This window comes from Aeromonas sp. EU05-FHT14A05 (assembly GCF_058791175.1).
On sequence record NZ_JBYTDH010000002.1, the window covers coordinates 417738 to 441584 of the forward strand.

At 62.4% G+C, this 23847-nt stretch carries 20 protein-coding genes; 14 read left to right on the forward strand and 6 right to left on the reverse strand.

The window, feature by feature from the left end:
- Positions 1–73: 73 nt before the first annotated feature.
- Positions 74–502: a GNAT family N-acetyltransferase gene (locus tag AC3WR3_RS05110; RefSeq protein WP_005331882.1), complete on the reverse strand. Its 429-nt coding sequence runs from the start codon at positions 500–502 to the stop codon at positions 74–76.
- A gap of 180 nt (positions 503–682) precedes the next feature.
- Between AC3WR3_RS05110 and rdgC the strand changes: the two genes are divergently transcribed.
- Positions 683–1594, forward strand: coding sequence for a recombination-associated protein RdgC (rdgC, locus tag AC3WR3_RS05115; RefSeq protein WP_404836891.1), 912 nt, complete (start codon positions 683–685; stop codon positions 1592–1594).
- 82 nt (positions 1595–1676) lie between these two features.
- On the opposite strand, the gene AC3WR3_RS05120 is transcribed toward rdgC, so the two are convergent.
- Positions 1677–2291 (reverse strand): GDSL-type esterase/lipase family protein, encoded by a 615-nt coding sequence (locus AC3WR3_RS05120; RefSeq protein ID WP_492291350.1) that lies wholly within the window; start codon positions 2289–2291, stop codon positions 1677–1679.
- Positions 2292–2406: 115 nt separating this feature from the next.
- Between AC3WR3_RS05120 and ggt the strand changes: the two genes are divergently transcribed.
- Together ggt and ybaL are read left to right on the forward strand one after the other, a co-directional pair.
- Complete coding sequence (gene ggt / locus AC3WR3_RS05125; protein WP_492291351.1) at positions 2407–4188, forward strand: gamma-glutamyltransferase; 1782 nt, start codon at positions 2407–2409, stop codon at positions 4186–4188.
- Between the two features lie 362 nt (positions 4189–4550).
- Positions 4551–6182 (forward strand): YbaL family putative K(+) efflux transporter, encoded by a 1632-nt coding sequence (ybaL, locus tag AC3WR3_RS05130; protein ID WP_492291352.1) that lies wholly within the window; start codon positions 4551–4553, stop codon positions 6180–6182.
- Positions 6183–6311: 129 nt separating this feature from the next.
- Here ybaL and AC3WR3_RS05135 read toward each other — a convergent pair whose 3' ends face one another.
- The gene (locus AC3WR3_RS05135) at positions 6312–7613 is read right to left on the reverse strand and encodes a sigma-54-dependent transcriptional regulator (RefSeq protein WP_202046838.1); all 1302 of its coding nucleotides are present in this window, start codon (positions 7611–7613) and stop codon (positions 6312–6314) included.
- A gap of 368 nt (positions 7614–7981) precedes the next feature.
- Here AC3WR3_RS05135 and AC3WR3_RS05140 point away from each other — a divergent pair, with 368 nt between their 5' ends.
- The 5 genes from AC3WR3_RS05140 to AC3WR3_RS05160 all read left to right on the forward strand — a co-directional run bounded on the left by AC3WR3_RS05140 (position 7982) and on the right by AC3WR3_RS05160 (position 12408).
- Positions 7982–8560 (forward strand): FapB/FapC family functional amyloid domain-containing protein, encoded by a 579-nt coding sequence (locus AC3WR3_RS05140; RefSeq protein WP_488167905.1) that lies wholly within the window; start codon positions 7982–7984, stop codon positions 8558–8560.
- A 192-nt stretch (positions 8561–8752) separates the two neighbouring features.
- Positions 8753–9745, forward strand: a complete 993-nt coding sequence (locus tag AC3WR3_RS05145; protein ID WP_342058161.1) for a FapB/FapC family functional amyloid domain-containing protein — start codon at positions 8753–8755, stop codon at positions 9743–9745.
- A gap of 53 nt (positions 9746–9798) precedes the next feature.
- Positions 9799–10476, forward strand: a complete 678-nt coding sequence (locus AC3WR3_RS05150) for a C39 family peptidase (RefSeq protein ID WP_492291353.1) — start codon at positions 9799–9801, stop codon at positions 10474–10476.
- A 7-nt stretch (positions 10477–10483) separates the two neighbouring features.
- The gene (locus AC3WR3_RS05155; protein ID WP_202046842.1) at positions 10484–11143 is read left to right on the forward strand and encodes a hypothetical protein; all 660 of its coding nucleotides are present in this window, start codon (positions 10484–10486) and stop codon (positions 11141–11143) included.
- A gap of 62 nt (positions 11144–11205) precedes the next feature.
- The gene (locus tag AC3WR3_RS05160) at positions 11206–12408 is read left to right on the forward strand and encodes a transporter (protein WP_492291354.1); all 1203 of its coding nucleotides are present in this window, start codon (positions 11206–11208) and stop codon (positions 12406–12408) included.
- A gap of 297 nt (positions 12409–12705) precedes the next feature.
- On the opposite strand, the gene AC3WR3_RS05165 is transcribed toward AC3WR3_RS05160, so the two are convergent.
- Positions 12706–13983, reverse strand: a complete 1278-nt coding sequence (locus AC3WR3_RS05165; protein ID WP_139437525.1) for an NAD(P)/FAD-dependent oxidoreductase — start codon at positions 13981–13983, stop codon at positions 12706–12708.
- A 49-nt stretch (positions 13984–14032) separates the two neighbouring features.
- A complete protein-coding gene (gene puuR / locus AC3WR3_RS05170; protein WP_005331862.1) occupies positions 14033–14644 on the reverse strand; it encodes an HTH-type transcriptional regulator PuuR in 612 nt (203 codons plus the stop codon).
- 309 nt (positions 14645–14953) lie between these two features.
- Between puuR and AC3WR3_RS05175 the strand changes: the two genes are divergently transcribed.
- The 4 genes from AC3WR3_RS05175 (at position 14954) to AC3WR3_RS05190 (ending at position 21239) form a co-directional block, all read left to right on the forward strand.
- Positions 14954–16417 (forward strand): NAD-dependent succinate-semialdehyde dehydrogenase, encoded by a 1464-nt coding sequence (locus AC3WR3_RS05175; protein WP_454008846.1) that lies wholly within the window; start codon positions 14954–14956, stop codon positions 16415–16417.
- Positions 16418–16606: 189 nt separating this feature from the next.
- Entirely contained in the window at positions 16607–17905 is a 1299-nt protein-coding gene (gene gabT / locus AC3WR3_RS05180; protein ID WP_492291355.1) for a 4-aminobutyrate--2-oxoglutarate transaminase, read from the forward strand.
- A gap of 208 nt (positions 17906–18113) precedes the next feature.
- Positions 18114–19493: an APC family permease gene (locus tag AC3WR3_RS05185; RefSeq protein ID WP_492291356.1), complete on the forward strand. Its 1380-nt coding sequence runs from the start codon at positions 18114–18116 to the stop codon at positions 19491–19493.
- Between the two features lie 435 nt (positions 19494–19928).
- Positions 19929–21239 (forward strand): APC family permease, encoded by a 1311-nt coding sequence (locus AC3WR3_RS05190; RefSeq protein ID WP_202047141.1) that lies wholly within the window; start codon positions 19929–19931, stop codon positions 21237–21239.
- Positions 21240–21317: 78 nt separating this feature from the next.
- Here AC3WR3_RS05190 and AC3WR3_RS05195 read toward each other — a convergent pair whose 3' ends face one another.
- Positions 21318–21710: a hypothetical protein gene (locus AC3WR3_RS05195; RefSeq protein WP_319913241.1), complete on the reverse strand. Its 393-nt coding sequence runs from the start codon at positions 21708–21710 to the stop codon at positions 21318–21320.
- A gap of 260 nt (positions 21711–21970) precedes the next feature.
- Here AC3WR3_RS05195 and AC3WR3_RS05200 point away from each other — a divergent pair, with 260 nt between their 5' ends.
- A complete protein-coding gene (locus AC3WR3_RS05200; protein WP_025327778.1) occupies positions 21971–23125 on the forward strand; it encodes a sodium:phosphate symporter in 1155 nt (384 codons plus the stop codon).
- A gap of 137 nt (positions 23126–23262) precedes the next feature.
- The gene (gene bamJ, locus AC3WR3_RS05205) at positions 23263–23733 is read left to right on the forward strand and encodes a BamJ family beta-barrel-assembly machinery protein (RefSeq protein ID WP_492291357.1); all 471 of its coding nucleotides are present in this window, start codon (positions 23263–23265) and stop codon (positions 23731–23733) included.
- The last annotated feature ends 114 nt before the right edge of the window (positions 23734–23847 follow it).

Sequence of the window (23847 nt, forward strand, 5' to 3'; positions counted from 1 at the left end):
AGTGGTACCCGATGAGGACAAGATGAGGATACGCCCCTCTTTTTTCAAGCAAAACAGGCCGCTGACGTCAGATTCAGACGGGCTGGCAATGCATCTCATACTGGGGATGGCCGGTCAGGGGATCCGAGACTTCATTCCCGATCCTGAATCCGTGGCGGCGATAGAAACGCACCGCCGGCTCGTTTTCCACGAAGACCCGGGTATGGAGCGCGCCCCCCTGCTGCTTGGCCTCCTGCAGCAAGGCATGGCCGACCCCGCGCCCCTGGCGGTCGGGTCGCACGAAGAGGGCGGCCAGGTAGTCATCCACCAGGGCCATGAAGCCGAGCAGCTCGCCGCGCTCCTCGAACACCCAGATGCGGGCATGGTCGAGGTAGCGGGTACGCAGCTCCTCCTGTGCCTGCCACCAGCAGGAAGCGTCAACGAAATCGTGGGCCTGCAAGGATGCCAGCAGCCAGATCTCGACGATCTCTTCCATGTCTTCCGGCCGGCTCGCTCTCAACATATTCGCATCCTTGTTAACAATTTGAACACTCGCAGTCTAGGGGAGTTCGATGACGAGACGGGCAGTCAAGATGAGGCCATGTGAAGTCGATCGCCCTTTATTTAGCGAGAATGATTGGCTGATCACAAAGCGCCTCTCTAGTACAATGCCCGCCGGACAATCTATGAGACCGAGGACGCCATGTGGTTTAAAAACCTGCAGATTTATCGCTTTACCCGCCCCTTTGACCTGACCGTGGATCAGCTGGAAACCCAGCTCGAGGCCTGTGCCTTCACCCCGTGCGGCAGTCAGGACATCTCCCGGTTCGGGTGGGTCAAGCCCCTCGGTAAATTCGGCTCCACCCTGACCCATTCAGCCTCCGGTCACATCCTGCTCTGCGCCCGCAAGGAAGAGAAGATGCTGCCGGGTACAGTAGTCAAGGAGATGCTGGCGGAGAAGGTGGAAGCGATCGAATTCGAGCAGGGCCGCGCCCTCAAGAAGAAGGAGAAGGAGGCGCTGAAGGAGGAGATCATGCATACCCTGCTGCCCCGCGCCTTCAGCCGCACCAGCCAGACCTTCGCCTGGATCAATCCGGCCGACAACCTGATGGTGGTGGACGCAGGCTCCGCCAAGAAGGCGGACGATCTGCTGGCGCTGCTGCGCAAGAGCATAGGCACCCTGCCGGTGGTGCCGGTGGCCCTCAAGAACCCGCCCGAGATCACCATGACCGAGTGGCTCAACGAGGGTAATCTGCCCGCCAGCTTCACCCTGGAAGACGAGGCCGAGCTGCGCAGTGCCATGGAGCACGGCGGCATCATCCGCTGCAAGCAGCAGGATCTGATGAGCGAGGAGATCAAGAATCACCTGGCCAACGACAAGCTGGTGACCAAGCTGGCCCTGAACTGGGGCGAGACCCTGAGCTTCGTGCTGGGGGACGATCTCTCCATCAAGCGCCTCAAGTTCAGCGAGGAGCTGCGCGAGCAGAACGACGACGTCACCAGCGAGGATCCCGCCGCCCGTCTGGATGCGGACTTCGCCCTGGTGACCGCCGAGCTGGCCCAGTTCATCCCGGCGCTGTTTGCCGCCCTGGGTGGCGAAGAGCAGTCCCTCTGAGTTGTCCCCTGCCTGTAAAAAAACCGCCTGATGGCGGTTTTTTTATTCCGGGCGGCCCCGCCGACGCGCAGGAACACCGCCCTCATAGCGCGCCGCGGGCCTGCAACAGCCGGTGCAGCCGCTCGGCCAGGGCGCCATATCCCTGCGAGTTCAAGTGCACGGCGTCGGACTTGAGCCCGGGAGTGCGCAGCAGCTCGCCAAGGCTGTCGTTGTCCAGCACCAGCCCGTACTGCTCTGCCAGCTCCCCGTACAGGGGGGCGCCGTCGGCAAACAGGGACTTGCGAGGCACGGCCACCAGCAGCACCTGGGCACCGCTGCCCTGCACCGCCTCTATCATGGCGGCGAGATTGGCCTTGAGCGCCCCCTCCCCGCTGCCGTGCAGTATGTCGTTGCCTCCCTCCAGCAGTATGACCAGAGCGGGCCTGTGCTCGGCCAGCAACCCGGGCAGGCGGGCCCGCCCGGCACGGCTCAACTCCCCCGAGACCCCGCCATTGATGACGGGGTGACCGCTCAGGCTCGCCAGTACGCTGGGGTAGCTCTGGGCCGGGTTGACCCCGCGCCCCTCGGTCAGGCTGTCTCCAAATGCCAATATGGTCTCCCCCGCTGCCAGGGGTCTGAACCCTGGCTCCCCGCAGGCGGCCAGCAGCAGGCAGAGCAGCCCCGTCACGCAACGTCTCACCAGACTCTCCTTATGCATCCTGGGCTCCTCCTTGATATTTTTGTAACCATATGAGTATAAAGACAATCTTTCAATCGGGCTCCAACTGTGCCACATTTCGACGGGTGTACAAGAAACCGACAAGGAGCCTGTCATGTCCCTCAAACCCCTCGCCCTGCTGGTCGCCTTCGGCCTGCTCACCGGCTGCGCCCCCCAGAGTGCCTTTCATTATGTCCCCCCTCCCCAGACACTGATCGCCCCGGAGGCGGCCAGCGGCTGGACCGACAAGCCGGGCTGGCAGGGGCGCGACTTCATGGTGGCCGCGGCCAACCCGCTGGCGGTGGATGCGGGCTACCAGATCGTCAAGGCGGGAGGCAGCGCCGTCGATGCGGCCATCGCCGTCCAGCTGGTACTGACCCTGGTGGAGCCGCAATCCTCCGGGATCGGCGGCGGCTCCCTCATGCTGGTGTGGGATGGCAAGCAGGTGGCGGCCGTGGATGGCCGTGAGACGGCACCGGCGGCGGCCACGGATCAGCTGTTCATGAAGGATGGCAAGCCGATGGCGTTCTACGACGGCGTGGTGGGCGGTCGCTCGGTCGGCGCCCCCGGCACGGTGCGCGCCCTGGCCCTGGCCCACGAGCGCTATGGCAAGCTGCCCTGGGCCAGCCTGTTCGAGCCCGCCATAACCCTGGCAGAGCAGGGCTTTGTGATAAGCCCACGCCTGGCCACCCTGCTCGCCAAGGATCCCTATCTGGCCAAAGACCCCGAGGCCAGGGCCTACTTCTATCAGGCGGACGGAAGCCCCAAGGCGGCGGGCACCCGCCTCACCAACCCGGCACTGGCCGGGGTACTCAGGACGCTGGCACGGGACGGTGCCGATGCCTTCTATCGAGGGCCCATCGCCGAGGCCATGGTGGCCAAGGTGCACGCCCATCCCACCAACCCCGGGGTGCTGAGCGCCGCGGATCTCGCCAGCTACAGCGCCAGGCTGCGGGACGGCCTCTGCTTTGACTATCGCCAGAGCGAGGTGTGCGGCTTCCCGACCCCCTCCTCTGGCACCCTGGCCCTCGGCCAGATCTTCGGCATGCTGGAGAGCCGGGACATGGCAGCGCTCAAACCCGTGCCCGGGCCGGACGGCCGGCTGGCCGCCTCGAGCGAGGCAATCCACCTTTACAGCGAGGCGGCGCGGCTCGCCTTCGCCGATCGCAACCAGTACGTGGCCGACGGCGACTTCGTCGTCGTGCCGGTGCGCGGCATGCTGGACAAGGGCTATCTCGCCGAGCGGGGTCGACTCATCGGCGCCAGGTCCATGGGCGTCGCCCAACCGGGCACCCCGCCGCGGGCGCTGGCCCGTGGCCAGGATGCCACTCCCGAGCTGCCCTCCACCAGCCACGTCTCCATCGTGGATGGAGACGGCATGGCGGTCTCCATGACCAGCTCCATCGAGGACGGCTTCGGCTCCCGGCTGATGGTCAACGGCTACCTGCTCAACAACCAGCTCACCGACTTCTCCTTCACCTCGGTGGATGCCGCCGGCCTGCCGGTGGCCAACCGGGTGGAGCCGGGCAAGCGCCCGCGATCCTCCATGTCGCCCCTGCTGGTGTTCGACAAGCAGAGCAAGCAGCTGGAGATGAGCCTGGGCTCCCCGGGTGGCTCGGCCATCATCAACTACGTGGGCAAGACGCTGCTCGGCACCCAGGACTGGGGGCTGAACCTGCAGCAGGCCATCAACCTGCCCAACTTCGGCAGCCGAAACGGCCCCACCGAGCTGGAGCAAGGGCGCACGCCCGAGGCCGTTATCCAGGGGCTCAAGGCCAGGGGTCACGAAATCGTGCTCAGCGAGCAGACCTCGGGCTTGCAGGGGGTGGAGCGCAATGCCGGCGGCTGGTTTGGCGCCGCAGACCCGAGGCGGGAGGGGGTTGCCAGGGGCGAGTGATCCCCTGGCGCGCATCAACGGAGGCGGCCCGGAGGCCGCCTCAATCATCTGGGCTCCCCGGCGAGCCAAAAACCCATCAAGGATTGATTACTCCTGCCAATATTTACCGGGAAAGACTTTTTAATCACCCATAAAACAATGTTTTATATGAGCTTGAAGTCAAATTAGATCTGAAACTTGGATAAGTGTTGCTCGAGCAGTAAAAATACATTATTTTTCAATGGAAACGGCATCTGTTGTCCCCAAGATATTGTGCTTGATGCGGCCAACTTCTGTCTCTTTCGCCCCCTGCTCATTGACAGCTGCCCTCTTCGCCTCCTGGTGATCTGGTAGCCCCTGACTGCCATTAGCGAGGTGACGACATGGACCATTCACTCCCCCTGATAACAACCCTGGTTGGCGGCTTCGTGCTCGCCTATCTCTTTGGCATGCTGGCTCAACGCCTGCGCATCTCCCCCATGGTGGGTTATCTGGCGGCCGGGGTCGTGTGCGGCCCATTCACCCCCGGCTATGTAGCCGATTTGAGACTCGCCCCCGAATTGGCGGAGATCGGCGTCATTCTGTTGATGTTTGGCGTCGGCCTGCACTTCTCCCTGAAAGATCTACTCTCGGTCAAACACATCGCCATCCCGGGCGCCATAGTGCAGATCACCCTGGCGACCCTGCTCGGGCTCGGCCTCTCTCAGTTGCTCGGCTGGAGCATCACCGCCGGCCTGGTGTTCGGGCTGGCACTCTCCACCGCCAGCACAGTGGTGCTGCTGCGGACGCTGGAGAGCCGGGGGCAGCTGGATACCAAAGAAGGGCGCATCGCCATCGGCTGGCTTATCGTCGAGGATCTGGTGATGGTGCTGGCCCTGGTGCTGCTCCCCATACTGGCGAACCTGCAGACCGGAGGCGAGACCCTGACCCTGGCCCATGTGCTCCGGGATCTGGGCTTCACCCTGGCCAAGGTGGCCGCCTTCATCGCACTGATGACCATAGGGGGCCGCCGCCTCATCCCCTGGATGCTGGCCCGCACCGCCGCCACCGGCTCCCGCGAACTCTTTACCCTGGCCGTGCTCTCCTGCTCCCTGGGTATCGCCTTCGGGGCGGTCAAGCTGTTCGGTGTCTCCTTCGCCCTCGGCGCCTTCTTCGCCGGGGTAGTGATGAACAGCTCCCACCTCAGCCACAAGGCCGCCAACGATACCCTGCCGCTGCAGGATGCCTTCGCCGTGCTCTTCTTCGTCTCTGTGGGCATGCTGTTTGACCCCACCATCTTGCTGCGCGAGCCGCTGGCGGTGCTGGCAACCATCTTTGTCATCGTCATCGGCAAGTCGGTGGCAGCCTTCGCCATAGTGCGCCTGTTTGGCCACAGCCTGCGCACGGCACTGACCATCTCGGCCAGCCTGGCCCAGGTGGGGGAGTTCTCCTTCATCCTGATGGGGCTGGGTGCCATGCTCGGCTTGGTACCCGATGTGGCGCGCGATCTGGTGCTGGTAGGCGCCTGCTTCTCCATCATGCTCAATCCACTGGTGTTCAACCAGGTCGAGCGCTGGCTAAGAAGCAAGCCTGAGCCCCGGGTCGAGACCGGTACTTCCCTCTGTCCCCTGCACGGTCATGTGGTGGTGGTCGGGGCCGACGCCATCGGCAGCCATTTGATTCGGCAGTTGCATGAGCAAGGAAGGGAGATGGTAGTGATAGATCCGGATGAGCAGTTGCTGGAACCCTGGCGTGCTCAGGGGATCACCTGCCTCGCAGGCCACCCCATCCAGAACGACCTGCTCTCGGTGGCGCTCCCCGATGCCAGCTGGTTGCTCATCACCCTGGATGACAGCCTGCTGGCCGGAGAAATTGCTGCGAGAGCCCGTGAACAGGGAGACCTGCTGCGCATTGCCGCCTGTGGTCACCAGGCGGAAGAGGTGCATCACCTGCTGATCCGCGGCGCCCATCAGGTGGTCCAAAGTGAAGAGGAGGCGGCGCGCCGTCTGTGCCAGCTGGCAACGCACGCCTCCTGACTACCCCCTCGAGCGCATCCATCGCCCGACCGGTTTGCGCATATTGGCACAAATAAAACCCGGGCCTGTTGCCCGGGGTTTGGCACTGAACGGCATGGGCAAGGACCGCCATGCACGCAATGACGGGGACTACAGCAGATCGTGCTTGTCCAGCAGCCGGTAGAGGGTGGCGCGCGAGATGTCGAGGGTGCGCGCCACTTCCTCCAGCTGGTCCGGGAAGCGGGCCAGCGTCCGTTGCAGCGCCTGGCGCTCTGCCCCCTCACGCACGGCCTTGAGCGAGCCACAGATCAACAGGGTGTCCATGTTGGTCAGCTCCATGTCATCGGCCTCGATGAAGGGGCCCGAACACAGGGCGGCTGCCCGCTGCACCCGGTTGCGCAGCTCCCTGACATTGCCGGGCCAGCAATAGGACTGCATGGCCTGACGCGCCTTGTGGGTAAAGCTCAGCACCCGCCCTCCCCGCACTTCTGCCAAGATGTCATCGGCAAGCAGCTGGATGTCCTCGGCCCGTTCGCACAAGGCAGGGGTGCGCAGCCGCACCACATTGAGCCGATAGTAGAGGTCCATGCGAAATCCGCCGTTGGCCACCGCCTGCTCCACGTCGATATTGGTGGCGGCAATGACCCTCACATCCACACTCCGAGTCAGATGACTGCCCACGGCCTCTATGCTCTGCTCCTGCAAGAAGCGCAGCAGGGTCGCCTGATCCTCCAGTGGCAACTCCCCGATCTCGTCGAGGAACAGGGTGCCGCCATCGGCCGCCTCAATCTTGCCTATCTTGCGGCTCTGGGCACCGGTGAAGGCGCCCTTGACGTGGCCGAACAGCTCGGACTGGATCAGCTGATGGGGCATGGCACCACAGTTGACGGCCACAAAGGGGCCGTCTTCACCGAAGGTGCTGTAGTGCAGCTCACGGGCCACCAGCTCCTTGCCGGTGCCGCTGGGCCCGGTCACCAGCACGGGCAGGCGACAATGTTGCAGCCGCATGATCTGCTCGCGCAACTGGCGAATGGCGCTGCTCTCCCCCTGGATGAAGCGCAGCTGAGCCGGCGCCTTGGGGCGATGGCGCCGGATCAGCCGCGCCATTCCCAGCGCATGACCCAAGCTGTGGGAGAGTCTTTCCTGATCGAGCGGGAAGGTGTGGAAATCATGAAAACAGGCTGCAAGCAGGTTGCGCAGGGCCTCGCTGGCCAGGCAATCACGCTCGATCAGGCCAATCCACAGGCTGCTGGAGTGTTGGCCAATCAGGGAATACAAGGCGTCATGCTGCTCCGGCTCGATGGCCACCAGCACCAGGGGATACGCCTTTTCCTGTAATTTCTGTTCTGCCACCGCCAGGGAGCTCGCCTGCTCCACTTGCCATTCGCCTTTTATCAGCAGGCTTTCCAGCACGGCACATGAATTGATGAGTAATAATGCCGTTTCTGTCATAGGGAAACTCCTTGTTATCGCCTCTGCACGAGAGAGTCAGACCATTTCTCTTTGAGACCCATTATTTCATCTGGAAAGAGCATGGTTATTATCAAGTGACGCCAACCCAAGGCAACCAAACGATGATAACTATAAACCATCCCGCATTTTGACTAGTGGCAACACAATCATGAGACAGCAGAATTAACGATGAGAAACAATAAAATCATTAATAAACAATACGTTGATGAATCATATAAAAGTTCATTATCAAAATTGAGACTTAAAGACAAATAACTCAAATACAAAAACAATACATATCAATAAATTACCAAGTGGCACACTCATTGCTCTCTCTAATAAGCCCTCCTGGCATATGGAGACAGAGCATGAAAACATATATTGCATTGGCAATTATTTCCCTTTCCGCATTCGCACCTCAGTCACAAGCAGAGAATCGGGTTGATCTCGGCTCGCAAGCACTCAGCAACATTCGTGGCGCCCTGGGTGTCAATATGGTTGCCGGTGATAACAACCAGCAGGGCAACCTCGCCGCCATCGCCCTATCAGGGCCGGCCATCATTCAGTTTAGCCAGCAGAATCAATCCACTACCAATCTCAATGGCAACCAGAGCGTGGCCATTCTGGACTCGGCGCTGAGCCAGAGCCAGGGGCTGGTCGGGATCAATCAGGGCGCCGGTGAAGCCAACCAGCAGCTGAATGCCTTCGCCTTGTCGCTGGATGACAGCGGCATCGGCGTGGTGACCGACATCAACCTCAGCACCAGTGTGGCAAAGACACCTTCAGGCAAGGTGCCCCCCAACACCACCACCAGTATCTATCTGGATGACAACGCCCTGACGGGCAGCAAAGGCGTCATCCAGGTGAACCAGGTCACGGGACAGGGAAACCAGGCAGTCAACATGGTCTCCCTGCCTCTGGCTGGCGCAGTAACGACATCCCCATGATGTCGCAGGGATCGGAAGCCGAGTCCGGGGGCTTAGATTCAGCCGATGGGCAAATCTTCCACAGAAAGTTCAATGGAGAGACTCATTATGCGTGGACTTATTTATAGCTCATTAGCCGCTGCGGTTGTCATGGCCATGTCAGGCACCGCCTCCGCCGATTACCGCGGTGACAGGGATGAGACAGGGGCAACCTTGACCAAGAAGGTCAAGGCAGAAGTCGATGTGGAGTACGAAGGCAGAGTCAATGTCGGCGGCTACATCAATGTCAACAAACTCGGCATGGCGGTGGTGGACAACCAGCAATCCAGCTCCATGATCGGCACTGCTAACTCAAGAACAGAAAACACGAGCAAGATTGACGGCTCGTTCAAGGGTGCATCCGGTAACGTCGGCGCCAACGTGGCAGCCGGTGACTCCAACGTACAAGGCAACAGTGGCGCCCTGGCCGCCTATGACGAAGTCGATGCCGAGTTCATCATGGGTCGTGGCCAGCAACATGGCATGGCCGGTGGATCTTCGGATGCCGAGATCTTCTCCACCCAAAGCGCCAGCCAGAACTGGACTACCAACCACGGTCATCAGAACAAGGCCGGGGTAGGCGATGGGGCATTCAAGGATGCCGCAGGCAACATAGGTGCCAACGTGACGTCTGGCTCGGGTAACGTTCAGGCCAACAACATGGCGGCCTCGGTGTCCACCGGCAACATGGCCGTGGCCACGGTGGCAAACAGCCAGAGCGTGTCCAAGAACATGACCGAAAACAAGAGCCTGAGCGCCACCAAGACCGTGGACTACAACCCCATCTTCCTCAAGCTCAAAGCCGAGGGTGAGTACGAAGGGACGAGCAAGCAGACCAACAACGTCTATCCGGAAATCTGGAAGGATGGTGATCATCCCAATGGCGGCAGTCTCTGGGGCCACATCGACTATGACAATCAGGACGATGATGGCAGCAAGGACTCCAAGTTCAAGTTCGAGGAAGAGGGTGATATCAAGCTGAGCGGTTATGCCACCGGCTTCATTCCCGTGGTCAACACCTACACCAGCCGCGAAACCTTCAACCGGGCAACCATCGATGGCGGTGCCTTCAACGGTGCCGTGGGCAACATCGGGGTGAACGTGTCGTCGGGCACCAACAACCTGCAAGCGAACAACCTCTCGCTGGCCGCAGGTTTTGCCAAGTAATGCACTTCAGAGGGGGCCTTTGCGCCCCCTTTTTTCAGGACATGGAGGTCTCAATGCGCTGGCTACTGCTGTTGTTATTCTGCCCTGCTGCCTGGTCGGCCAATATGCCATTGGGAGAACATCTCCCGGCACTGGGGGATCTCAACAAACCGGTACAGAGCATTCTGGAGCGCCGTTATGCCAATATCGAGCGCCAACAGACAGATTTCAGCTGTGGGGCCGCCGCAGTCGCCACCATACTGCGCTACTCCTACGGCCACGTCACGAATGAACGCTGGGTGATGGATGGCATGCTGGCCATGGCTGACCCTGAACAGGTCAAGAATTACGGCTTTTCCATGCTCGACATGAAGCAATATTTGCAGATGCTCGGCATGCGTGTCAGAGGCTATCGCCTGGGAGATGAAAAATTGCGGCAGGTGAGAGTCCCCACCATAGTGCTGCTCAATATTCGCGGCTACCAGCACTTTGCCGTGCTGCGCGCCATCGATCGCCACGACCGTGTCTATCTGGCAGACCCCGCCCTCGGCAATCGAGTGATCACCTTCAAGGAGTTCAAGGAGAGCTGGAACGGCATACTGCTCGCCGTGATCGGCGCTGGCTATCGGCCTGATGCGCCTCTTGCCAACCCTTCTCCTCCCCTGTCTGCCAGAGGAAAAGATGGGCTGTTCGCCCCCCTCAATGAAACATCCCTGCTGGAATTTGGTTTTCAGCACAAAGAGTTAATGTGAGGTCATCATGAATACCCGACCCGCCATATGCCTCATCTGCAGTCTGGGTGGCTTTGCCTCTCCGCTGCTGGCCGCCCCGGATCCTCTGGCACTGCTGTCAGACAGCTTTGCCCCCGAACTGGCCGATGGGGAACTGGCCCATCTGCGTGGCCGCTACGTCAGCAGCCACGGGATCAGCTACTTCGGCATCGAGTTCATCTCATCCCTGACCACGGCCCAGGCTCAACAAACGGCCGCCATGAACCTGGCGCTGAGCGTGGTGCAAAACAAGCCCAAGCTGGATGTCCGCATCAAGGACGAGGTCAAGACTGTCACAACGACGCCCCAGAGTGCCCCCGTACAAGGCGCAGGCCTGGTGCAGGTCGTGCAACTGGAGGGAAGCGGCAACAGCTCGGTGAACCAGGCGGGTATAACACTGACGCCCCCCGACATGACGGGACAGATCGTCTCCGCAGGCAACTACGAGCACCAGGGGAACCTTGGTACTGCCAGTTACCGCGTGTCAGGCAATTATGCGGGGCTGCAACTAAACTCCTCCGACGGACGCGTTCGATTGGAACAGAGTCTGAGAGGCACCGACTTCAGTCGAGGTCTGCTGCAACTCAATAGAGTCAAGGGTGACGGTTTGCAGACCCTCAATCAGACCCGGATCTGGTTCTCTCGCTGAGAACAGATGAGCCCCATTGGCTGAACAATAAAAAGGATAATAAACAACAAGGACGTATCTCGATGAAACAGTCGACCATGCTGTTGATTGCACTGACCCCCTTCACCTGCTGGGGCGCAACTGCAGAAGAAGAGGCCCTGCAACAACAGCTGGATCAGCTGCGTCAGCAATTGATCCAGCAGAATCAGGCCCTCCATCAGTTACAGGCTCGCCTGGAGGCCGTCAAGGCCTCGGGGGCCACGCCGGCCACCACAGCAGGAACAAGCGGGGCCGCCGTCGCAGCCTCCTCCCAACCCGATACGGCACGGCGCACGCCGGAAGTCGGTCGCAGTACCGAAGACCTGATGATCGAGCAACACAACGTGTTCGATCGCGCGCTGACCCTCGACTTCGGCCTCTCTTATCAGCACTACAACCGCAAGGATCTCGCCCTGCGCGGTTTCCTGGCGCTGGACGCCATCTTCCTGGGCGAAATCAACCTGGACAGGGTCCGCTCGGATCAATGGACGGCCGATCTGGTGACCCGTTACACCCTCAATGATCGTTGGCAGCTGGAACTTGCGGTGCCCTACATGTATCGCAACACCAACTATCAGAGCACCGGCAAGGAGAACTCCAGCCGCGACTTTGAGGAGCAGAGCGTCAGCGATGGCGGGCTCGGCGATCTCAGTCTCGCCATCTACTACAGGGTCCTGGCCGAGGATGAAGATTGGCCGGATCTGGTCTGGAACCTGCGGGCCAAGGCGCCGACCGGCAAGGATCCCTACGGGATAGAGCTCATGACCTCAGAATCTGGCAACCTGATGGTCCCCAAGGAGCTCGCCACCGGCAACGGGCTCTGGCAGCTGTCCACCGGCTTCTCCCTGGTCAAGACCCTGGATCCCGCCATCCTGTTCGCCAACCTCAACTATGGCCACAGCCTCAAGCAAGACTTTGACGATGTCTCCTACCAGCCCGGCGATCAGCCTGGCAGCATCCAGCTCGGTGACTGGTATGAATATGGATTGGGGGTCGCGTTTGCACTGAACGAGCGCTTCAGCCTCTCCTTCAACATCAACCAGCGCATCACCCTCGAATCCAGCCAGGGGGCCGAAGGCTTTGACATGGAGAAGGTGACCGGCTCCGATGCCAATGCGGCCAGTTTCGGTATGGGGTCCACCTGGGCCATCACGGACAAGCTCTCCATGGCGGTCAACTGGTCGGCAGGGCTCACCACGGATGCGCCTGACTACAGCCTAGGGTTGCGCTTCCCCTATAGATTCTGAGAGCGGCGAGTCGATGCAACCTGAGCGGGCAGATGAGGGTCCCATACCATTGAAGCGGATCCAGGTTGTTCACCCAGAACAGAGGGAGGCATGATGCCTCCCTCTGTCGTTCTACCTCCTGGCTGCCAGCGACCACCTGAGGGCAGCCGCTTCCCCTGAGAGAAGTGCCTGGGGTGCCCTCGCTGCGATACAGGGAATGGCTTGCCACTCCCCTTATGCGACAGCCTAATCACCAGAGACTCACGTCCTTCACCATTCAACAGTCATGGCGCCATAGCGCGACGCCTTTTATGGGCATCACACCCCCAGCCTGTCTCGCAGGGTATACCAGGCGGCTCCCGCGGCGGTGAAGGGGATACGCAGCAGGCGGCCGCCCGGGAAGGGGTAGTGCGGCAGCCTGGCGAAGGCGTCGAAGCGCTCCGCCTGACCGCTCAGCACCTCGGAGAGCAGCTTGCCCGCCAGATGGGTACAGGTAACGCCGTGGCCGCTGTAACCCTGCATGTAGTAGATGTTGGGGCCGATACGACCAAACTGCGGCAGGCGCGACAGGGTGAGCAGGAAGTTGCCGGTCCAGGTGTACTCCACCTTGACGTCTTTGAGCTGGGGGAAGGTCTTGAGCATCTTGGGGATGATCAGCCGCTCTATGTCCGCCGGATCCCGCGCGCCGTAGACAACGCCGCCGCCGTAGATCAGCCGGTGATCCCCTGTGGTTCTGTAGTAGTCGAGCAGGTAGTTGCAATCTTCCAGGCAGTAGTTCTGCGGCAGCAGGGCGCGGGCCCGCTCCTCCCCCAGCACCTCGGTGGCGATGACCTGGGTGCCGCACGGCATGCTCTTGCTCGCCAGCTCGGGCACCAGGTTGCCGAGGTAGGCGTTGCCGGCCACCACCACGAAGCGCGCCTTCACCGCCCCCTTGGCGGTCTTGACCAGAGCCGGTTGACCGGGAGTGATGCTGGTGACGGCGGACTGCTCGAAGATGCGACCACCCAGGGTGCGGATGGCTTCCGCCTCCCCGAGCGCCAGGTTGAGGGGATGGATATGACCGCCGCGCTTGTCCAGCAGGGCGCCGACGTAGCGATCGCTTGCCACCACCTCCCGCACCCCGTCGGCATCGAGCAACTCCAGCTGATCGTTGCCCCACTTCTGCCAGCGAGCATGTTGTGCCTTGAGCTCGTGGAGCTGCTTCTCGGTCTCGGCGGCAAAGACGCCCCCCTGCTGCAGATCGCACTGGATGTTGTAGCGCTGGATCCGCTCGCGGATGATCTCTCCCCCCTCAAACAACATGGAGCCGAGCAGCCTGGCCTGATCCGGCGGGCAGTTCGCTTCTATGGTGTCGATGTCGCGGCTGTAGGAGTTGACGATCTGGCCGCCGTTGCGACCGCTGGCGCCAAAGCCGACTCGCGCGGCTTCCAGCACCACCACCTTGTAGCCCTTCTCCACCAGATGCAGGGCACTGGAGAGGCCGGTATACCCGGCCCCGATGACGCAGACGTCGCACTCAAGCTGCTCGGTGAGCGTGGGATAGGGGGCGTGTTTGTTGGCACTGGCTGCGTAGTAACTCTTTACATGTTCGGTCATGATCCCTGTTTCCTTACCGGTTCGTTTCCAATATTCGCGCTGTTCAATGTCAAAAGCTGGCGGGGGTGTGGGCGCTGACGATGCGGCAGACCTGCCCCGACGGATTGCTGAAGCTGTGGGGCTCGCCGGTGTCGATCACATAGCTGTCCCCGGCACTGAGCTGATAGGTCTGCCCCGCCAGGCTCAGCACGACAGAACCTTCCAGCACAGTGCCCACCTCCTCCCCCAGGTGCTTGACCTGGCCCCCGGTGTCCGTGCCGGGGGCATAGGTCTCCAGCATGAAGCCGAGCTGGCGACGATTGTTGCCGTTGTGCACCAGCTTCATGGAGACCCCCTGGCTGCCCAGCTCGATGAGCTGCTCCGCCTTGATCACCACGCTCGGCGCCCGCGCCTCCTCCTCGGCGAAGAAGCGGGAGAGCGGCAGCTCGTAGACGCAGAGCAATTTTTGCAACGAGGCGACCGAGGGGCTCACCTTGTTCTGCTCTATCATGCAGATGGCGCCGTGGGTCAGGCCGCTCAGCTCGGCGGCCCGGCGCTGGGAGAGCCCGAGACTACGGCGAAGGAGGGCGAGCCGCTCCCCCATGGTTTTATCCATCCCTTTGTCAGACAAGGGGTTATCCGTCATGGTCTGCCACTGGACCTCACCTTGTGGTTGCTGCATCCCCACCTCCTTGTATGGCCATTCGAATACCTTGTGGCGGCTGGTTAAAATAATGCGTCAATCCCGGCACCCTGTTCGCTATCCTGCACAGCCGAGAGCGTTCATTATTTTGCACACCCAACACAATGAGAAACGCTAGAATCGTCCTGAGAGCCCCATTTCTAGCATGCAGCGCCCCGTTCACTCAAATATATTTAACACTTGAAAAACATTTCGGCTCACTTTATCGTCGTTAGGTGCTTATTATTCTATACGGTGGCACCACGGGATGAGTCGGCCACCCAGACCCACAATCGAGGCTTCCTATCTATGTCAGCATCACAACCCGCTCTCTCCCTGATCAAGTCCCTTGCCTATATAGATGGCCGCTGGTGCGAGGCCCATGGCGGACAAAGGTTCGAGGTCCTGAACCCGGCGACCGGCCAACTCATCACCCAGGTACCCGACATGGACGAGACGGACACCCGGCTCGCCATCGCGGCGGCTCACAAAGCCCAGCCCGCCTGGGCTGCCCTCACCGCCAAGGAGCGCGGCAGCCGGCTCCACGCCTGGTTCGAGCTCATCATGGCCAGTCAGGATGAACTGGCCCGCATCATGACCTGCGAGCAGGGCAAGCCGCTGGCGGAGGCCAAGGGGGAAGTGGCCTACGGCGCCAGCTTCATCCAGTGGTTCGCGGAAGAGGGCAAGCGCGCCTATGGCCGCACCATCCCGGGTTTCAGCGGTGACCGGCGTCTGGCCACCATCAAGCAGCCGGTGGGCGTGGTGGCCGCCATCACCCCCTGGAACTTCCCCATCGCCATGATCACCCGCAAGGCGGGCCCGGCACTCGCCGCCGGTTGCACCATCGTCATCAAGCCCGCCGCCGAGACCCCCCTGTGCGCGCTGGCGCTGGCGTCCCTGGCCGAGCAGGCGGGCATCCCCGCCGGGGTCATCAACATAGTCACCTCCCATCAGGCGGCGGCCGTGGGCAATGAGCTGTGCAGCAACAAGACGGTGCGCAAGCTCTCCTTCACCGGCTCCACCCGCATCGGCAAGCTCCTGATGCGCCAGTGCGCCGATACCATGAAACGGCTCTCCCTGGAGCTGGGTGGCAACGCCCCCTTCATCGTGTTCGACGATGCGGATCTCGACGCCGCCGTGGCCGGGGCTCTCGCCTCCAAATACCGCAACGCCGGCCAGACCTGCGTCTGCGCCAACCGCATCCTGGTGCAGGCCAGCGTCCATGACGCCTTTGCCGAGAAGCTGGCCGCCGCGGTGCGCGCCTTCAAGGTGGGAGATGGCATGGGGGAAGGCACCCAGATAGGCCCCCTCATCAATGCCGCCGCCGCCGACAAGGTCGCCTCCCTGGTCAGCCAGGCCGAGGCCGCAGGGGCTCGCGTGCTGGTGGGGGGGCAAGCCCACCCCGCCGGCCCGCTCTTCTACCACCCCACCATCCTGACCGGCGTGACCCCGGACAACCCCATACTGCAGGAGGAGATCTTCGGGCCGGTGGCGCCCCTGGTGCGCTTCGAGACCGAGGCCGAGGCCATCGCCATCGCCAACGACACCCCCTATGGCCTGGCCGCCTACTTCTATGGCCGCGACATCGCCCGGGTGTGGCGGGTGGCCGAGCAGCTGGAATACGGCATGGTGGGCATCAACGAGGGGATCATCTCGACCGAGCTGGCCCCCTTTGGCGGCATCAAGGAGTCGGGGCTGGGTCGGGAAGGGGCGGCAGAGGGGCTGGAGGAGTACCTCGAGACCAAATACCTCTGCTTCGGCGGCATCCGCTGATGCCCATGACCCGCAGAGGCATCGCCGAAAAAGATGCCTCTACACCCGTCCATCGTTTTTATAGATAGACATGGGCGCCCGCTCGGCCTCACGAGAGCGTCGACGGCGCCCTGCCAGATGGCATCGCGGTTCAATCGATGAGCAGATTGCACAGGAATATCAGGGGCCCATGCCCCTCAGGGAGGAAAGATGAGTCAGTCAGAACAGCATTCAAACCAAGCGTGGCAAGCGCGCCGCGAAGCGGCCGTGGTACAGGGGGTCGGCACCCTGCTGCCGGTCTTCATCGACCGGGCGCAAAACGCCGAGCTGTGGGACGTGGAGGGCAACCGTTACATCGATTTTGCCTCCGGCATCGCCGTGCTCAACACAGGTCACAACCACCCCAGGGTGGTCGCCGCCGTGCGCGAGCAGCTCGAGAAGTTCAGCCACACTTGCTTCCAGGTCACCCCCTACCCGGGCTATATCAAGCTGGCCGAGAAGCTCAACGCCCTGGTGCCGGGGCCGACCCCCAAGCGCACCCTCTTCCTCTCCACCGGCGCCGAGGCGGTGGAGAACGCCATCAAGATAGCCCGCGCCCACACAGGTCGCAGCGGCACCATCGCCTTCAAGGGGGGCTTCCACGGCCGCACCATGATGGGCATGGCGCTCACCGGCAAGGTGGTGCCCTACAAGACCGGCTTCGGTCCCTTCCCGGGGGAGGTCTATCACCTGCCCTTCCCGGCCGACTACCTGGGGGTGAGCGAGGCCGATGCCCTGGCTGCGCTGGATCTCTGCTTCAGCGCCGACATCGAGCCGGCCCGGGTGGCCGCCATCATCATAGAGCCGGTGCAGGGTGAGGGGGGCTTCTATGTCGCCTCCCCGAGCTTCCTGCAAGCCCTGCGCAAGATCTGCGATCAGCACGGCATCCTGCTCATCTGCGACGAGATCCAGACAGGTTTCTGTCGCACCGGCAAGACCTTCGCCACCGAATACAGCGGCGTCGAGCCGGACATCATGACGCTGGCCAAGAGCCTGGCGGGCGGCTTCCCGCTCTCCGCCGTGGTGGGCAAGAGCGAGGTGATGAACGCCGCCAAGCCCGGTGGCCTAGGGGGCACCTATGCGGGATCCCCCATCGCCTGCGCCGCCGCCCTGGCGGTGCTGGAGGTCATCGAGGAGGAGCGCCTGAACCAGCAGGCCCTGGTGCAAGGAGAGCAGATCAAGGGACGCCTGCACCAGCTGGCGGAGCGGTTTGACAGCATTGGCAACATCCGCGGCCCCGGCGCCATGGTGGCCATGGAGCTGGTCAAGGGGCGCGATGCCACCAAACCGGACCCGGATCTCACCAGGCGGCTGGTGGCAGAGGCAGGCAAGCGCGGCCTGGTGCTGCTGGCCTGCGGCGTGCGGGCCAACGTCATCCGCTTCCTCGCCCCCCTCACCGCCTCCCCGGCGCTGATCGACGAGGGACTCGACCTGCTGGAGCAAGCGCTGGCCGCCGCCAGTCAGGGTTAGTGCCCGCGGTTCTCGCTGGCACGAACAATATCGTCAGATAACGACAGGCCGTCCATCGCGGATGGCCTGCTTATACGGTATCATCTCGCCCCCAAAAAATGATGGCAGGAGCACTTGGCTCCCTCTGTGACCAGTCACCCTGTCATGGGGCCCTGTCCCTGCTCGGCAGGCGGGCCCTTCACCACTGCATTCTTAGGAGACAGGCCCCATGGCCCCACGCCCTGCGCGACTGAAACAAACCCTGACCCTGTGGCAAGTGGTCGTGATGGGCCTGGCCTACATGACCCCCATGGTGGTGTTCGATACCTTCGGCATCGTCACCGACATCACCCAGGGTCATGTCACCACCGCCTACCTGCTGGCCCTGGTCGGGGTGCTGTTCACCGCCTCCAGCTACAGCAAGATGGTGCGTCACTACCCGATCGCGGGCTCAGCCTACACCTATGCCCAGCGGGAGTTCTCCCCCGTGGTGGGCTTCATGGTGGGCTGGTCCTCCCTGCTCGACTACATCTTCCTGCCGATGATCAACATGCTGCTGGCCAAGATCTATCTGAGCGCCCTCTTCCCCGGCGTCGAGCCATGGATCTTCATCCTCGGCATGACGGTGCTGATGACCGCCATCAACCTGCGCGGCATCGATCTGGTGGCTAACCTCAACGGCCTCATCATCTTCATCCAGGTGGCCATCATGCTGGTCTTCCTCGGCCTGATCGCGCATGGGGTCTACCAGGGGGAAGGGCTCGGCACCCTCAGCCTGCAGCCCATCTACAGCGGCAGCACAGAGATCTTGCCGCTGCTGACCGGGGCCACCATCCTCTGCTTCTCCTTCCTCGGCTTCGACAGCCTGAGCGCCCTCTCCGAGGAGACCCCGGAGGCCGGCAAGGTGATCCCCAGAGCCATCATCCTGACCGCCCTGCTTGGCGGCCTCATCTTCGTGGTGGTGGCCTATGCCTTGCAGCTCTACTTCCCGGACGCCTCCCGCTTCAAGGCGCCGGACGCCGTGCTGCCGGAGATCGCCCTCTACGTCGGCGGCAAGCTGTTCCAGAGCGTGGTGCTGGTCTGTGCCTGCGTGGCGGTGCTGGCCTCGGGGCTCTCCTCCCACGCCGGGGTCTCCCGCATCCTCTACGTGATGGGGCGGGACAAGGTGCTGCCCCAGCGCACCTTCGGCTATATCCATCCCAAGTGGCGCACCCCGGTGTTCAACATACTGCTGGTGGGCCTGCTGGCCCTGTCGGCCGTCAGCTTCGATCTAGAGATCGCCCTGGCGCTGATCAACTTCGGCGCCCTGGTGGCCTTCACCGTGGTCAATCTGTCGGTGATCTCCTGCTACTACGTGCGCCTAGGGCGCAACAGGACCTGGCAGGATCGCCTGCAATACCTGGTGCTGCCCCTGCTCGGGGCCGGGACCGTGGCCATACTCTGGCTCAACCTGGAGCGGACCTCCCTGGTGCTGGGGCTGATCTGGGCCGCCATCGGCGGGATTTATCTGTTTTTGCGCACCACGGTCTGGCGGGTCTCGCTGCCGAGCCAGCAGGCGGCAAGCCTTGCCAGCAGCGGGCTGGCGCCCCTGTCGTCGACACCTGAATAGGCGCGGTTTATTGATGTAAACCCTGTCCTTGTGCATTCTCTTGCCGGGAATGCCGATCCTGGCTTGTCATCCCCCCCCATCTGGGGCAAAATGCGCGCCGATTTGAATAACCGATGTGATCCTCACATCGGTTATTTTTCATTTTGAAAACAAGTGTCTACTTCGAGGCCGGAACCATTCCGGAAATGATATCTAGGTTCAGATGAACCTAATGCCGCAATGAGGAAAAACATGGGGCTCTTATTGGCTTTGTCTCCGGTTGCCACCGGAACCTGCTTTGGTCGCCGCGCGACCAACGTCTGTGGTTTGCATACCGCTTCGCTGCGGATGCGAGAAACCAGTCCCATGGCCTCACGCCATTCCACCTCCTGCCAGCCGTGCAAGGAGGGAGCCTGAGTGAGCCAGCAACCCGTTCGTCTGATAAAAACCCTCAGCATGTGGCAAGTGGTGGTAATGGGCCTGGCCTATCTGACCCCCATGGCCGTATTCGACACCTTCGCCATCGTCGGTGACATCACCGAGGGCCGGGTCGCCACCGCCTACCTGCTGGCGCTCGGCGGCATTCTGCTGACCGCCTTCAGCTACGGCCACCTGGTGCGCCGCTTCCCCTCGGCGGGCTCCGCCTACACCTATGCCCAGAAGGTGTTCCACCCCTATGTCGGCTTCATGGTGGGCTGGTCCTCCCTGCTCGACTACATGTTCATGCCGATGATCAACATCCTCCTGGCCAAGATCTATCTGACCGCCATGTTCCCGAACGTCGATCCCTGGATCTTCATCTTCGGCCTGGTCACTGTGATGACCTTCCTGAACCTGCGCGGCATCAAGCTGGTGGCGAACCTCAACGGCTTCATCGTCTTCATCCAGGTCGCCATCATCCTCACCTTCCTCGGCCTCATCGCCTGGGGACTGCTGCACGGCGAAGGAACGGGCACCCTGCTGAGCAGCCGCCCCTTCCACCTGGAGTCCGCCGGCATGCTGCCGCTGTTCACCGGCGCCACCATTCTCTGCTTCTCCTTCCTCGGCTTCGACGGCCTGAGCTCCCTGTCGGAAGAGACCCCGAACGCCGGCAAGGTGATCCCCCGCGCCATCGTGCTGACGGCCCTCATCGGCGGCATCATCTTCGTCACCGTCTCCTACAGCCTGCAGCTCTTCTTCCCGGATCTGGCCCGCTTCAAGGAGCCGGACGCCGTGCTGCCTGAGATCGCCCTCTACGTCGGCGGCACCCTGTTCCAGAGCGTGGTGCTGGTGTGCACCACGGCGGCCGTGCTCGCCTCCGGCATGGCGGCCCACGCCGGCGTGTCCCGCATCCTCTACGTGATGGGGCGCGATCGCATGATCCCGGAGCGGGTGTTCGGCTACATCCACCCCACCTGGCGCACCCCGGCCATCAACGTGCTGCTGGTGGGGGCCCTGGCGCTCTCCGCGGTGTCGTTCGATCTGGACATGGCGCTGGCCCTGGTGAACTTCGGCGCCCTGGTGGCCTTCACCTTCGTCAACCTGTCGGTCATCGGCCAGTTCTGGGTGCGCGAGAAGCGCAACAAGAGCCTCAAGGAGCACCTGCTGTTCCTGGTGCTGCCGCTGCTGGGGGCCGCCACCATAGGGGCGCTCTGGATCAACCTGGAGCAGAGCTCCCTGGAGCTTGGTCTCATCTGGGCGGGGATCGGGGTCACCTACCTCTTCCTGCGCCTCGCCGTGTTCCGCATCCCCTTCCGTCAGTACGAGGAGACGGCCGACGGCCAGTAAGGCCGGCCGGACGACAGCCAAACAGAAGGGGAGCCTATGGCTCCCCTTCTTGCATGCAGACCTGCGCCTGACTCTTCCTCACCCCTGGTTGATCACCGCGGTGGCGGCCGCCTTGACCGGATCCCTGGCCACGGCGTTGACGTCCTTGCGGGTCTGCTTGACCTTGTCCTGCGCCTGCTTCAGATCGGCACTCTGCTTGTCCATGGCCGCTTTGGTGTTCTGCTTCGCCTCTTTCAGCCCCGCCGTCTTCTTGTCCAGCGCGTCCGTGGTGGTGTTCTTCACCTCGGCCTTGGCCTTCTCCTTCTGCTGACGCACCAGCTTGTCGGCATCGCAGTTGCCCTTGACCCCCAGGGTCGCATTCATCGCCTCGTTTCTGGCCGCCTTGTCGAGGTTGCACTCGGACTTGAACACGCTGGCCTGCGCACCGGCAGACAGCAGACCCAGGGAGAGACACAAAACCCATGCACGCATCATCACTTCCTCAGTTTGAAGACAGGAAAGCCTGGCAGCATATAACCCAGGGGCCTCAGTGCAAGGGCGGAGACCGGCGCTGAGCCGGATGGCGCCATATCGGCGTTTGCTCCGACACTTTTTGTCTGCGGCTTGTCTGCGACGCCCCTGCCGCCCTGTCACCAAAACATCATAAAAGTGTCACTTTGTCATATTTCTGTCATGGAGCGCTGCTGTAATGCGCCCGTCCATTTCAACGCAGAACGACCCCAAGAGGCCATATGCACAGCACCGCATCTTCCGCACCCCAGCAGACCCGCCGTCCCGGCCCCCTGTTCAACTGGCTCGCGGTGATCACGCTGATTTACCTGATCCTGGTCGCTGTTGGCGCCGTCTCCCACGGCTTCAAGGGCTTCTCCGGCGGCGCAGAGGGCGCGGCCCAGATCTTCGCTTTTGCCAACAACCCCTTCGTCGCCCTGCTGCTCGGCATCCTGGCCACCGCCCTGGTGCAATCCTCCAGCACTGTCACCTCGGTGATCGTCGGTCTGGTGGCCGGTGGCCTGCCCATGGAGATGGCCATCCCCATGGTGATGGGGGCCAACCTCGGCACCACCATCACCAACACCATCGTCTCCCTCGGTCACATCCGGGACAGAGGCGAGTTTCGCCGCGCCTTCGCCGCCGCCACGGTACACGACTTCTTCAATCTGCTGGCGGTCTTCATCTTCCTGCCCCTGGAGCTGATGTTCGGCCTGCTGCAACAGAGCGCTGAGTGGATCTCAGGCCTGCTGATGGGTTCCGCCGACATGTCGATGAAGGGGATGGACTTCATGAAGCCCCTCATCTCGCCGTCACTGGATCTCATCGACGCTGCCGTCGCCTTCCTGCCGGGCAAGGGCCCCGCCATCGCCACCATAGTCATCGGCATACTGCTGATCCTGGGTTGCGTCACCAGCCTCGGCAAGGTGCTGCAACGGGTCATGGTGGGCCGCGCCAAGGAGCTGCTGCACAAGGCGCTGGGCCGTGGCCCGCTGACCGGCATCGCCTCCGGCACCCTGATGACGGTGATGGTGCAGTCCTCCTCCACCACCACCAGCCTGATGATCCCCCTGGCCGGCGGCGGCGTCTTCACCACCCGTCAGCTCTACCCCTTCACCCTGGGGGCCAACATAGGCACCACCATCACGGCCCTGCTGGCCGCCACCGCCATCAGCGGTGCCGGTGCCCAGCTGGCGCTGACCATCGCCCTGGTCCACGTACTGTTCAACCTGTTTGCCGTGGTGCTCATCTACGGGGTTCCCTTCCTGCGGGAGCTGCCCATCAAGGCCGCCGAGACCCTGGCCCGGGTCGGCAGCGAGAACAAGCTGCTGGCGCTGGGTTACGTGGCCGGGCTCTTCTTCGCCCTGCCCGCCCTGATGATGGTGGCCGCCAAGTAAATCCGAACCGGGGGCATTATGCCCCCGGTGCCTTGCCCGTCCGGTCACATCCTCCGGCTTCCCCCCTCGCCCTCCCTCCCCGGCTGGGATAAGATGCCCCTTCATTGCACTCTGATTTCAAGGAACAGGAAAACCCGATGAAATTCATTCTGATCGCCCTGCTGATCGCCGGCGCCGCCTACTACTTCTACTCCAGCAGCAACAACAAAAAACTGGCCGAAGAGAACGTGCGCAAGGGGGCCGAGTTCCTCGCCAGCAACAAGGAGAAGCCCCTGGTCACCACCACGGCCTCCGGGTTGCAGTACGAGGTGCTGACACCGGGCAGCGGCACGGTTCACCCCACCGCCACCAGCAAGGTGAAGGTGCACTACGAGGGCAAGCTGCTGGACGGCACCGTATTCGACAGCTCGGTCGCCCGCGGCGAGCCCATCGAGTTCGGCCTCAACCAGGTGATCAAGGGCTGGACCGAAGGGGTGCAACTGATGGTGGAAGGGGAGAAGGCCCGCTTCTACATTCCCGCCAACCTGGCCTACGGCGACCGCGCCGCCGGCAAGATACCGCCAGGTTCGGTGCTGATCTTCGATGTGGAACTGCTGGGTATTCAATAAACCCGACAGGGCCCGTGCTGATCTTGGAGGTGGCGCTGCGGGGCATCCCGTCAGGGGCTACTTCCGACGGACCTTGATCACAACGCCGGCGCAATGCGCCGGCGTTGTCGTTTC